11 protein-coding genes and 2 tRNA genes (1 of these 13 cut by a window edge) are annotated in these 12,381 nt (G+C 60.0%); 10 read left to right on the top strand and 3 right to left on the bottom strand.

From position 1 onward, the window contains the following. Together AC0IYH_RS19845 and AC0IYH_RS19840 are read right to left on the bottom strand one after the other, a co-directional pair. Positions 1-57 (bottom strand) — tRNA-Leu (locus AC0IYH_RS19845); it reaches 130 nt to the left of the window's first position. Positions 58-210: 153 nt separating this feature from the next. After that, positions 211-297, bottom strand: a tRNA-Leu gene (locus AC0IYH_RS19840). 225 nt (positions 298-522) lie between these two features. On the opposite strand from AC0IYH_RS19840, the gene rnr reads away from it, so the two are divergent. From rnr to AC0IYH_RS19790, 10 genes are all read left to right on the top strand, one after another. After that, positions 523-3,153 (top strand): ribonuclease R, encoded by a 2,631-nt coding sequence (gene rnr / locus AC0IYH_RS19835; RefSeq protein WP_471835852.1) that lies wholly within the window; start codon positions 523-525, stop codon positions 3,151-3,153. Next, the gene (rlmB, locus tag AC0IYH_RS19830) at positions 3,150-3,905 is read left to right on the top strand and encodes a 23S rRNA (guanosine(2251)-2'-O)-methyltransferase RlmB (protein ID WP_017734971.1); all 756 of its coding nucleotides are present in this window, start codon (positions 3,150-3,152) and stop codon (positions 3,903-3,905) included. The genes rnr and rlmB overlap by 4 nt, the downstream gene beginning before the upstream one ends. Before the next feature lie 307 nt (positions 3,906-4,212). Continuing rightward, positions 4,213-4,635 carry a 30S ribosomal protein S6 gene (gene rpsF, locus AC0IYH_RS19825; RefSeq protein WP_003236224.1) on the top strand — a complete coding sequence of 141 codons (423 nt, stop codon included), beginning with the start codon at positions 4,213-4,215 and terminating at the stop codon, positions 4,633-4,635. A 28-nt stretch (positions 4,636-4,663) separates the two neighbouring features. Next, entirely contained in the window at positions 4,664-4,894 is a 231-nt protein-coding gene (gene rpsR, locus AC0IYH_RS19820; protein WP_002551829.1) for a 30S ribosomal protein S18, read from the top strand. A gap of 36 nt (positions 4,895-4,930) precedes the next feature. Further along, the gene (locus tag AC0IYH_RS19815; protein WP_116627332.1) at positions 4,931-5,824 is read left to right on the top strand and encodes a hypothetical protein; all 894 of its coding nucleotides are present in this window, start codon (positions 4,931-4,933) and stop codon (positions 5,822-5,824) included. An 18-nt stretch (positions 5,825-5,842) separates the two neighbouring features. Beyond that, positions 5,843-6,289 carry a 50S ribosomal protein L9 gene (gene rplI / locus AC0IYH_RS19810; protein ID WP_003171376.1) on the top strand — a complete coding sequence of 149 codons (447 nt, stop codon included), beginning with the start codon at positions 5,843-5,845 and terminating at the stop codon, positions 6,287-6,289. 110 nt (positions 6,290-6,399) lie between these two features. After that, the gene (gene dnaB / locus AC0IYH_RS19805) at positions 6,400-7,794 is read left to right on the top strand and encodes a replicative DNA helicase (protein WP_101265926.1); all 1,395 of its coding nucleotides are present in this window, start codon (positions 6,400-6,402) and stop codon (positions 7,792-7,794) included. A gap of 99 nt (positions 7,795-7,893) precedes the next feature. Continuing rightward, the gene (locus tag AC0IYH_RS19800) at positions 7,894-10,197 is read left to right on the top strand and encodes a YgiQ family radical SAM protein (protein ID WP_471835849.1); all 2,304 of its coding nucleotides are present in this window, start codon (positions 7,894-7,896) and stop codon (positions 10,195-10,197) included. Positions 10,198-10,408: 211 nt separating this feature from the next. Next, the gene (locus AC0IYH_RS19795; RefSeq protein ID WP_116627329.1) at positions 10,409-11,335 is read left to right on the top strand and encodes an NAD synthetase; all 927 of its coding nucleotides are present in this window, start codon (positions 10,409-10,411) and stop codon (positions 11,333-11,335) included. Then, positions 11,335-11,775, top strand: coding sequence for a hypothetical protein (locus tag AC0IYH_RS19790; protein WP_116627328.1), 441 nt, complete (start codon positions 11,335-11,337; stop codon positions 11,773-11,775). Before AC0IYH_RS19795 ends, AC0IYH_RS19790 begins: the two co-directional genes overlap by 1 nt. A 2-nt stretch (positions 11,776-11,777) precedes the next feature. Here AC0IYH_RS19790 and AC0IYH_RS19785 read toward each other — a convergent pair whose 3' ends face one another. Further along, complete coding sequence (locus tag AC0IYH_RS19785; protein ID WP_471835847.1) at positions 11,778-12,266, bottom strand: Hcp family type VI secretion system effector; 489 nt, start codon at positions 12,264-12,266, stop codon at positions 11,778-11,780. Positions 12,267-12,381: the final 115 nt, after the last annotated feature.

Raw genomic sequence — 12,381 nt, 5'->3', positions numbered from 1 at the left:
GACCTTGCGATCACCAGCACCTGAAGCTGGCGTGTCTACCAATTTCACCACCTGGGCATTATCGAACAACGTTGCCGCTGTTGATGGGGCGAACTATACGGCGGGGTTTTTAATCTGTAAACCCCTGATTCAAAAAAATAAATCGAGTTTCGCGTTAAAAATCAAAGGCCTGAAACGAAAAAACCCGCTTTCGCGGGTTTGATCTGAATTTGGTGCCCAGGAGAAGACTCGAACTTCCACGACCTTGCGATCACCAGCACCTGAAGCTGGCGTGTCTACCAATTTCACCACCTGGGCATTATCGAACAACGTTGCCGTCGTCGATGGCGCGCACTATACGGAGCGGTTTTTGAGCTGTAAACCCCTGCCATGAAAAAAGCCTGGAAAATTTCGCCAATGGTCGTGCAAGGTGCTCGCCAGGGGCCGTAATGGGCTTTTAAACGCTTGTTGATGCCTGAAATTTCCCGTTTCAATACGCGTATGCCAAACTAACCCGCATATAGACAAGGTGAAAACTCTCTAATGGCCGATTGGCAGTCCCTCGATCCCGAGGCCGCTCGTGAAGCGGAAAAATATGAAAACCCTATTCCTAGCCGCGAACTGATCCTGGCGCATCTCGCCGATCGTGGTTCGCCTGCTAGCCGCGAGCAGCTGGTTGAAGAATTCGGTCTGACCACCGAAGACCAGCTCGAAGCCCTGCGCCGCCGTCTGCGTGCCATGGAGCGCGATGCTCAGCTGATCTATACCCGCCGTGGCACGTATGCTCCCGTGGACAAGCTCGACCTGATCCTGGGCCGCATCGCCGGTCACCGTGACGGCTTCGGCTTCCTGATCCCGGACGACGGCAGCGACGACCTGTTCATGAGCCCGGCGCAAATGCGCCTGGTGTTCGACGGCGACCGTGCCCTGGCCCGCGTCTCCGGCCTGGACCGTCGTGGTCGCCGTGAAGGCGTGATCGTTGAAGTGGTGTCCCGTGCCCACGAGTCCATCGTTGGCCGTTACTTCGAAGAAGGCGGCATCGGCTTCGTTGTGCCGGATAACCCGAAGGTCCAGCAGGAAGTGCTGATCACCCCGGGTCGCAATGGCGCCGCCAAGGTCGGCCAGTTCGTCGAGGTGAAAATCACCCACTGGCCAACGGCGCGCTTCCAGCCCCAAGGCGACATCGTTGAAGTGGTCGGCAACTACATGGCGCCGGGCATGGAAATCGACGTTGCGCTGCGCACCTATGATATTCCTCACGTCTGGCCTGAGGCTGTGCTCAAAGAAGCCGCCAAGCTCAAGCCGGAAGTCGAAGAGAAAGACAAAGAAAAACGCATCGACCTGCGCCATCTGCCGTTCGTCACCATTGACGGCGAAGATGCCCGCGACTTCGACGATGCGGTCTACTGCGAAGCCAAGCCCGGCAAACTGCGCCTGTTCTCCGGCGGCTGGAAGTTGTTCGTCGCGATTGCCGACGTGTCCAGCTACGTGAAGATCGGTTCGGCGCTGGATAACGAAGCCCAGGTGCGCGGCAACTCCGTGTACTTCCCTGAGCGCGTGATCCCGATGCTGCCTGAGCAGCTGTCCAATGGCCTGTGCTCCCTGAACCCGAAAGTCGACCGTTTGGCCATGGTGTGCGAGATGACCATCTCGAAAACCGGCGAAATGACCGACTACCAGTTCTATGAGGCGGTGATTCACTCCCAGGCGCGCCTGACCTACAACAAGGTCAGCACCATCCTGGAAACGCCGAAGACCAGCGAAGCCAAGGCCCTGCGTACTGAATACGCCGGCGTGGTGCCGCACCTCAAGCAGCTCTACTCGCTGTACAAGGTGTTGCTGGGTGCTCGTCACGTGCGTGGCGCGATCGATTTTGAAACCCAGGAAACCCGGATTGTCTTCGGTTCCGAGCGCAAAATCGCCGCGATCACCCCGACCACCCGTAACGATGCGCACAAGCTGATCGAGGAATGCATGCTGGCGGCCAACGTGGCCACGGCTGAGTTCCTGAAAAAGCACGAAATCCCTGCGCTGTACCGGGTGCACGACGGCCCGCCGCCGGAGCGTCTGGAAAAACTGCGCGCATTCCTCGGCGAGCTCGGCCTGTCCTTGCACAAAGGCAAGGACGGCCCGACGCCGAAGGATTACCAGGCTCTGCTGGCCAGCATCAAGGACCGCCCGGATTACCACGTGATCCAGACTGTCATGCTGCGCTCCCTGAGCCAGGCGGTGTACAGCGCCGACAACCAGGGCCACTTCGGCCTGAATTACGAGGCATACACCCACTTCACCTCGCCAATTCGCCGTTATCCGGACCTGCTCACGCACCGGGCGATCCGCAGCGTGATCCATTCCAAGCAGAACACCCCGCACGTCCAGCGCGCCGGTGCCATGACCATTCCGAAGGCACGGATCTATCCGTACGACGAAGCGGCCCTGGAACAGCTGGGCGAGCAATGCTCGATGAGCGAGCGCCGCGCCGACGAAGCAACCCGTGACGTGGTGAACTGGCTCAAGTGCGAGTTCATGAAAGATCGCGTGGGCGAAACCTTCCCGGGTGTGATCACCGCCGTGACCGGCTTTGGTCTGTTTGTCGAGCTGACCGATATCTACGTTGAAGGCCTGGTGCACGTCACCGCCTTGCCGGGTGACTACTACCACTTCGATCCTGTGCATCACCGCCTGGCGGGCGAGCGCACTGGCCGCAGCTTCCGCCTTGGCGACACCGTGGAAGTGCAGGTCATGCGCGTCGACCTCGACGAGCGCAAGATCGACTTCGGTATGCCTGACAAGCCGGCCGAACCGGCTGGCCGTAAAAAGCGTGGCAGCGAACCGACTGCACCGGCCAGCAAAGGCAAAGGCGCACCCGCGAAAGCGAGCGCAGAGCCAGCGCCTGCCAAGGCCGGTCGCCGCCCTGCCGCCAAGGAAAAAGCCCCCGAGGCTTACCGCCCAAGCGACGCAGCGGCCAAAAACGCCGAGCTGCGCAAGAGTCGCGAGTTGAAGCAACAGCTGCTCAACGAAGCCAAAAGCGGTGGTAAAGCGGCGTCTGGGGGAAAGTCCCGCGAGGCGGAAAAGCCGTCGAGCAAGCCGAGTAAACACCGTAAAGGCCCGCCCAAAGCGGGTTCGGCCCCCGCTAAAAGCGGCGGGTCGCGCAAACCTAAGGCCAAGTCATGAGTCTGGAAAAAATCTACGGCGTGCACGCCGTAGAAGCACTGCTGCGTCACCATCCAAAACGCGTCAAGCAAGTGTGGTTGGCGGAAGGTCGCAGCGAGCCGCGCGTACAAGCGCTGGTCGAGTTGGCTACGCAAAATAAAGTCGCCATCGGCCAGGCCGAGCGGCGTGAAATGGACGTGTGGGTGGAAGGCGTTCACCAGGGCGTGGTAGCGGACGTAAGCCCGAGCCAGGTCTGGGGCGAAGCCATGCTCGACGAGCTGCTCGACCGCACCGAAGGCGCGCCATTGCTGCTGGTGCTGGACGGCGTGACCGACCCGCACAACCTCGGCGCCTGCCTGCGTTCGGCAGATGCTGCCGGCGCGCTGGCGGTGATCGTGCCTAAAGACAAGTCGGCAACTCTGACGCCGGTTGTGCGTAAGGTTGCCTGTGGTGCGGCGGAAGTGATTCCGCTGGTGGCCGTGACCAATCTGGCGCGCACCCTGGAGAAACTCCAGCAGCGCGGCCTGTGGGTCGTGGGCACGGCGGGGGAGGCCGAGGTCAGCATTTATGACCAGGACCTCACCGGCCCTACCATCCTGATCATGGGCGCGGAAGGCAAGGGCATGCGTCGCCTGACCCGCGAGCATTGTGATTACCTGGTGCACCTGCCGATGGCCGGTAGCGTCAGCAGCCTCAACGTGTCGGTAGCCACCGGCGTGTGCCTGTTCGAGGCCCAGCGCCAGCGTGGCGCCAAGGCCAAGAGCAAGAAGTAACCAAATGTGGGAGGGGGCTTGCCCCCCCGATAGCGGTATTTCAGTTACAGGTGTTGTGACTGATCCACTGCAATCGGGGGCAAGTCGAATCGTCGCACCGCCCCTCCCACATTTGTTTTGCGGTGTTTGGGAGATTGTTCAAATAATCACCAATCACCTTGCGCCGCTTCTCCCCCTTCTCTACAATTGCGCCCCTTGCCTTCCTGGGCAGGCACCGATGTGCCTCCCTGCGGCAAGATCCATAAGTGTCATTCACTCCTTGTCTGACCGTTTTTGAGCGGCAGGCTACAACCCGTAAGGAGCATTCATGCGTCATTACGAAATCATCTTTTTGGTCCACCCGGATCAAAGCGAGCAAGTCGGCGGCATGGTTGAGCGTTACACCAAGCTGATCGAAGAAGACGGCGGCAAAATCCACCGTCTGGAAGATTGGGGCCGTCGTCAACTGGCCTACGCAATCAACAATGTTCACAAGGCTCACTACGTGATGCTGAACGTTGAGTGCACTGGCAAGGCCCTGGCCGAGCTGGAAGACAACTTCCGCTACAACGATGCAGTGATCCGTAACCTGGTCATCCGTCGCGAAGAAGCCGTTACCGGCCAATCCGAGATGCTCAAGGCTGAAGAAAACCGCAGTGAGCGCCGTGAGCGTCGCGACCGTCCTGAGCACGAAGGCGCTGATAGCGCTGATAGTGATGACAGCGACAACAGCGATAACGCTGACGAGTAATCCACGGACCTTTTAAGGAGCCTATCAAATGGCACGTTTCTTCCGTCGTCGTAAATTCTGCCGCTTCACCGCTGAAGACGTGAAAGAGATCGATTACAAAGATCTCAACACTCTGAAAGCCTACGTATCCGAGACCGGCAAAATCGTTCCAAGCCGTATCACCGGTACCAAAGCACGTTATCAGCGTCAGCTGGCCACCGCTATCAAGCGCGCCCGCTTCCTGGCCCTGCTGGCCTACACCGACAGCCACGGCCGCTGAGACCGGGCAGTCGACAAGTAGTAAGGGATTGAATGCATGCGCGCCTTAGCTGAGTTCATCATGCGCGGTCGTGTGCAGGCCACTCTGGTAGTGGCTGGATGTGCGGCATTGCCGTTGCTTTATTGGTTGGGTGCTGCCGCAGGTTGCCTTGTGCTCCTGCGGCGCGGTTTGAAGGACGCCCTTGGCGTTCTTGCCCTGGGACTGCTGCCGGCCTTGGTCTGGTGGCTGCAATTCGACGATCCACGGGTACTTCTGGTACTGCTGGGGTCATCGAGCCTTGCGTTGGTTTTGCGCGCAAGCGAATCCTGGGTCCGCACGCTGCTGGTCAGCGTGGCAGTGGGGTTGGTGTATTCAGTGATGCTTGGCGCGGCTTTCCGCCCGCATATCGAGGCGCTGGCGCAAGAGATCGTCAAGATCCTGCCGCTGGCTCTCGGGGATCTCTACCAGCAATTGTCGGTAGATGAGCGAGCGCGGTTCGCGTCACTGATTGCACCGGTCCTGACCGGCCTTATAGCGGCACTGATGCAGATCGTCAGCGTGCTGAGCCTGATTCTTGGGCGTTATTGGCAGGCGTTGTTGTACAACCCGGGTGGTTTTGGTCGCGAATTTCGCAGTATCAGAATCCCTGCGGGGCCGGCGATGTTGCTGCTGGCGTGCATGGTTGTCGGGCCGAACTTCGGAACCCAGATGGCCTTGCTGGCGCCGATTTGCAGCGTACCGCTGGTGTTTGCCGGGCTGGCCCTGATTCATGGGCTGGTTGCGCGAAAGCGCCTGGCCAAGTTTTGGCTGGTGGGGTTGTACGTCACGCTGTTGCTGTTCATGCAGCTGATCTATCCGTTACTCGTGGTTCTGGCCATTGTCGACGGCCTGATTGATTTTCGCGGTCGTCTGGCGTCGAAAGACGCCGATAACGCGAACGGTGAAGGTTAAAAGTTAGAGGATTTTCACATGCAACTGATCCTTCTGGAAAAAGTCGCCAACCTGGGCAACCTGGGCGACAAAGTGAACGTTAAGGCCGGCTACGGTCGTAACTACCTGCTGCCTTACGGCAAAGCCACCGCTGCAACCGCTGCCAACCTGGCTGCGTTTGAAGAGCGTCGCGCTGAGCTGGAAAAAGCCGCAGCAGACAAAAAAGCTTCGGCCGAAACTCGCGCTGCCCAACTGGCTGAGCTGGAAGTGACTATCACTGCCACTGCCGGTGACGAAGGCAAGCTGTTCGGTTCGATCGGCACCCACGACATCGCTGATGCACTGACCGCCTCCGGCGTTGAAGTGCAGAAGAGCGAAGTTCGTCTGCCGAACGGCACTATCCGCAACGTAGGCGAATTCGACGTAGCCGTGCACCTGCACGCTGAAGTTGAAGCCACCGTACGCGTTGTCGTGGTAGCAGCTTAAGCAGCACCTAACTGGGTGGCACCTCGCGTGCCAGCCGGTTAACATCGGGCACGATCCTGTTTACAGGTCGTGCCTTTTGTTTTTCTACACTCCCCAAATTCCAAGTGGCCATGAACGATATTTCAGCTCCTGAGCAATACGATCTGCAAACCGCTGCCCTGAAGGTGCCGCCGCATTCCATCGAGGCCGAACAGGCCGTGCTCGGTGGCTTGATGCTGGACAACAACGCCTGGGAACGCGTGCTGGATCAAGTCTCGGACGGTGACTTTTATCGCCATGACCACCGCCTGATCTTCCGCGCCATCGCCAAGCTGGCCGACCAGAACTCACCGATCGACGTGGTGACCCTGGCCGAGCAGCTCGACAAGGAAGGCCAGACTTCCCAGGTCGGCGGCCTGGGTTACCTCGGCGAGCTGGCGAAAAACACGCCGTCGGTCGCCAACATCAAGGCCTATGCGCAGATCGTTCGCGCACGGGCCACGTTGCGCCAACTGATCGGCATCGCCACCGAAATTGCCGACAGCGCCTTCAATCCCGAAGGCCGCACTGCTGAAGAGATTCTCGACGAGGCCGAACGGCAGATCTTCCAGATCGCCGAAGCCCGCCCGAAGACCGGCGGCCCGGTCAGCGTCAACGACCTGCTGACCAAGGCCATCGACCGCATCGATACCCTGTTCAACACCGACAACGCCATCACCGGCCTGTCCACCGGCTACACCGACCTGGACGGCATGACCAGCGGCCTGCAGCCGTCTGACTTGATCATCGTCGCCGGCCGTCCGTCCATGGGTAAGACCACCTTCGCGATGAACCTGGTGGAAAACGCCGTGTTGCGCAGCGACAAGGCGGTGCTGGTGTACTCTCTCGAGATGCCAGGTGAATCGCTGATCATGCGTATGTTGTCGTCCCTCGGTCGTATCGACCAGACCAAGGTGCGCGCCGGCCGCCTGGAAGACGACGACTGGCCGCGCCTGACCTCGGCGGTCAACCTGCTCAACGACCGCAAGCTGTTCATCGATGACACCGCCGGTATCAGCCCGTCGGAAATGCGCGCGCGTACCCGGCGTCTGGTGCGTGAACACGGCGACATTGCCCTGATCATGATCGACTATCTGCAGTTGATGCAGATCCCGGGTTCCGGCGGCGACAACCGTACCAACGAAATTTCCGAAATTTCCCGCTCGTTGAAAGCCCTGGCCAAGGAATTCAACTGCCCGGTGGTGGCGCTGTCGCAGCTCAACCGCTCCCTGGAACAGCGGCCGAACAAGCGCCCGATCAACTCCGACTTGCGCGAATCCGGAGCGATCGAGCAGGATGCCGACGTGATCATGTTCGTTTACCGCGACGAGGTGTATCACCCGGAAACCGAATACAAAGGCGTCGCCGAGATCATTATCGGCAAGCAGCGGAACGGCCCCATAGGCACTGCGCGCCTGGCGTTCATCGGTAAATACACGCGCTTCGAGAACCTGGCACCGGGCAGCTACAACTTCGAAGACGAGTAAAACACCGCGCCGCCAATTCCGACTGCAAAGGTCGGAATTGGTCAAAATTTGTGCTATATTCCGCGCCCGCGATTTTTCATCTCAACACCGGTCACCGTCATGCAAACAGCCAAGCCGTTATTTGACTATCCCAAGTACTGGGCCGAATGTTTCGGTCCTGCGCCATTCCTGCCGATGAGCAGGGAGGAGATGGATCAGCTTGGCTGGGATTCCTGCGACATCATCATCGTCACCGGTGATGCCTACGTTGACCATCCGTCGTTCGGCATGGCGATCATCGGCCGGCTGCTGGAGTCCCAGGGCTTCCGCGTCGGGATCATTGCCCAGCCGAACTGGCAGTCCAAAGACGACTTCATGAAGCTCGGCGAGCCGAACCTGTTCTTCGGCGTCGCGGCCGGCAACATGGACTCGATGATCAACCGCTACACCGCGGACAAGAAAATCCGTTCCGACGACGCCTACACCCCTGGCGGCATGGCCGGCAAACGCCCGGACCGCGCGAGCCTGGTGTACAGCCAGCGTTGCAAGGAAGCCTACAAGAACGTGCCGATCGTGCTCGGCGGCATCGAAGCTTCCCTGCGTCGCATCGCTCACTACGACTACTGGCAGGACCGCGTGCGCAACTCGATCCTGATCGACGCCGCCGCCGATATCCTGCTGTACGGCAACGCCGAGCGCGCGATTGTCGAAGTCGCCCAGCGCCTGTCGTGGGGCCACAAAATCGAAGACATCACCGACGTGCGCGGCACCGCGTTCATTCGCCGTGACACGCCTGAAGGTTGGTACGAAGTCGACTCTACGCGCATCGACCGTCCGGGCAAGATCGACAAGATCATCAACCCGTACGTGAACACTCAGGACACCCAGGCCTGCGCCATCGAGCAGGAAAAAGGCCCGGTTGAAGACCCGGAAGAAGCCAAGGTCGTACAGATCCTGGCCAGCCCGCGCATGACTCGTGACAAGACGGTCATTCGTCTGCCGTCCGTGGAAAAAGTCCGTGGCGATTCGGTGCTCTATGCCCACGCCAACCGCGTGTTGCACCTGGAAACCAACCCGGGCAACGCCCGCGCCCTGGTGCAGAAGCACGGTGAAGTGGACGTGTGGTTCAACCCGCCGCCCATTCCTATGACCACTGAAGAAATGGACTACGTGTTTGGCATGCCTTACGCACGTGTTCCGCATCCTGTGTACGGCAAGGAAAAAATCCCCGCCTACGATATGATTCGCTTCTCGGTGAACATCATGCGTGGCTGTTTTGGCGGCTGCACCTTCTGCTCGATCACCGAGCACGAAGGCCGCATCATCCAGAACCGTTCCGAAGAGTCGATCATTCGTGAAATCGAAGAGATCCGCGACAAGGTCCCGGGCTTCACCGGGGTGATTTCCGACCTCGGCGGCCCTACCGCGAACATGTACCGCATCGCCTGCAAAACGCCGGAAATCGAATCCGCATGCCGCAAGCCGTCGTGCGTGTTCCCGGGCATCTGCCCGAACCTGAATACCGACCACTCGTCTTTGATCCAGCTGTACCGCAGCGCTCGTGCGTTGCCGGGTGTGAAGAAGATTTTGATCGCCTCCGGCCTGCGCTACGACCTCGCGGTCGAGTCTCCGGAATACGTCAAGGAACTGGTCACCCACCACGTCGGTGGCTACCTCAAGATCGCCCCGGAACACACCGAGGAAGGTCCGCTCAACCAGATGATGAAACCGGGCATTGGCAGCTATGACAAGTTCAAGCGCATGTTCGAGAAGTACACCAAGGAAGCGGGCAAGGAGCAGTACCTGATTCCTTACTTCATCGCCGCCCACCCGGGCACCACCGATGAAGACATGATGAACCTGGCCCTGTGGCTCAAGGGCAATGGCTTTCGCGCCGACCAGGTGCAGGCGTTCTACCCGTCGCCGATGGCTACCGCCACCGCGATGTACCACTCGGGCAAGAACCCGCTGCGCAAGGTCACCTACAAGAGCGACGCGGTGACCATCGTCAAGAGCGAAGACCAGCGCCGTCTGCACAAGGCGTTCCTGCGCTACCACGACCCGAAAGGTTGGCCGATCCTGCGTGAAGCGCTGACCCGCATGGGCCGTGCCGACCTGATCGGGCCGGGCAAGGACCAGTTGATTCCGCTGCACCAGCCGAGCACCGACAGCTACCAGAGCGCGCGTCGCAAGAACTCGACGCCCGCCGGCAGCCACAAGGTCGCCAAGGAAACCACCACCAGGATCCTCACCCAGCACACCGGCCTGCCACCGCGTGGCAGCGACGGCAGCAACCCGTGGGACAAGCGCGAACAGGCCAAGGCCGCCGCGCAGGCGCGTAACAAGCAAGCGGCCAAGGAGCGCAGTGATGCGGCCAAGGGCAAGGGCGGCAAGCCTGCGCGCAAACCGGTAGTGCCGCGTTGATCGTGGTCTGAATGTGTAAAACGCCAGCCTTGTGCTGGCGTTTTGCTTTCTGGCGGGTGGGTGGTCTGTTTGTTAAGGTGGCGGCCATTAGATCGCTATCGGGGGCAAGCCCCCTCCCACATTTAGATCTGTGAATACAGTTAAGTGTGGGAGGGGGCTTGCCCCCGATTGAGGCCCAACCGGCCACCCTCACTTTCAAGGACGAACACCCATGGGCAACCCCCTGGCCGGCATCGGCATGGACACCAACCGCTCCCAGTTCATGGCGCGCCAGCGCATCGAAAGCGAAATCAACCTGCCACGCCTGTTTGCTGCCATCGACGCCGACCCCGGCATCGTCGGCGCGGGAGTGGTGTACATCGACGCTGATTTCAACGTAGTCACCCTGCGTGAATTCAAGCCGATCTGCAGCATCAAGCCCAAACGCATCATTGTGCGCGAGGCGCAGAAATACATCGCGCCAGCGCAGTTCGCCGACCAAGTGCTGAACAACCCGCGCGAGTCGCGGTTGATGAGCGAGGCCTTCAACACCACCCTGGCCTGTACGGGCGCGGTGATCGGTTGGCTGGTGGTGCTGAGCGGCACCATCGCCATCCCGTTTACTGCCGGCGCCAGCACCGTGGTGACGGCCATCGGCTACACCGCCGCCTCGGCGAGTACCGTCTCTTGCCTGGTTGGCGGGTTTCGCACACGCAATGAAATCAGCAACCCGGGCATGAACGATTACCTCGATAACGAGGAGTGGTATCAGGCCGCGACCAAGGTGCTGGATGGTGCTGCCCTGGTCGGCGTAGGTGCGTCTGCACTCACCACCGTCAAGCTGGTCAACATCACCCGGGCCGCCACCGGCAAGAGCATGCGCCAGGTGCTCAAAGGCCTGAACGGGCAGGAGCGCGAGAAGCTGACCAAAGAACTGCTGAAAGTGGCTGACCCGCAAATGTCGACCAAAATGCGCAAGCTGCTGCAAATGAGCGGCGAATTGCCCAAGCGCTTTACGCCGACGCAACTCAAGCACGCCACCTATGTGCAATTGGCAGACTCGATCGGCGCCGGCATCAGCGTGTGGGGGCTCAAGCGTTCGGACAACTACAAGCAGGCCAAGACCTTTGCCGTCGGTTTGTACGAGGAGGCTGAATGATGAGTGGCGTGCCGTCGCTGAAGCCGTTTTTGCTGGCGCATTTTCCCGCGTTCATCGGCGTGATCCTCTCTGGTTGCCTGGGTGGGTCCGGCGTCATCTCCCTGGCGGCCAGCACCTATTTTGCCGATGTGCCCGTGGCCACCAATTCCACCGTGTCCTGGTTCGTGGTGGTCGCTGCCGGGCTATTCGTGGCCAACAGCAATTTCCTGGTGGTGCGCGGGTATGCCTGGGCGGTGTGGGGGATGGTCGGATTTTTCCTGGTCTGCCTGCTGGTGGCCTTGCCAACGCTGGCGTATCGGCCGCACTGGTTTATCTACAGTGAATGCCTGTTCTGGCCATTGCTGGGGTTGTTGCTGATCAACAGCAAAGGCTATCGATCGATGGTCGGGAAACTGGTGGAAGTGCGCCGGCTGCGTGAGGCAGCCAAGGCCGGCGCGTAGTATCAAATTTTGATGTTCTGACGAATATTCCAGCCATATTTAACCGCGCCGCCGTCCTTGCCGCCGTCAGCTTTCTGCGGCTGGTAGCTGACTTCGACGGTGGCGAAATTCAGGCCGACCACTTCCGTCAAGGTATCGGCTGAGGTGACCGCATCGGTCTGGTACGAGATGACCATGACCTCCTTCATCGTCAGCACCAGGTACTCCACGGCGCTTGCGCCTCCGGCCTTGCGCACCACCAGCCGCGCTTCGGGGTAATGCTTGCCGGTGGAGCAGGCCATCATCAGGTTGGGTGAAGACTTGTCCATGTCCTTGGAGATGACCAGGTTCTGAATATCGACCTTGCCCGCGCCGCCGCCACTGCCGGTGTGCATGGAGCCGGTCTGGGTCATGCCCCACCCCCATTTGCTGATCTCGATTTCATCGCGGTGAGACTGGTCCTTGGACTCGCCCTTGATGTCCCCCAACTTCAAAAACATATCAGTTGTCATTGTCGCTCCCTGTTTTGGTGTTCGCCGTAAGTGGCGCGGGGCGTACTTTTTCCTATTCGGGATATGGCCTACAAGACGCTACATCACGATCAGGAAGTGCCTGTCCGGATAAAGC

This window comes from Pseudomonas sp. AC463 (genome assembly GCF_979253585.1).
Note: the sequence above shows the minus strand (reverse complement) of the source record. Positions and strands in the feature narration are given on the sequence as shown.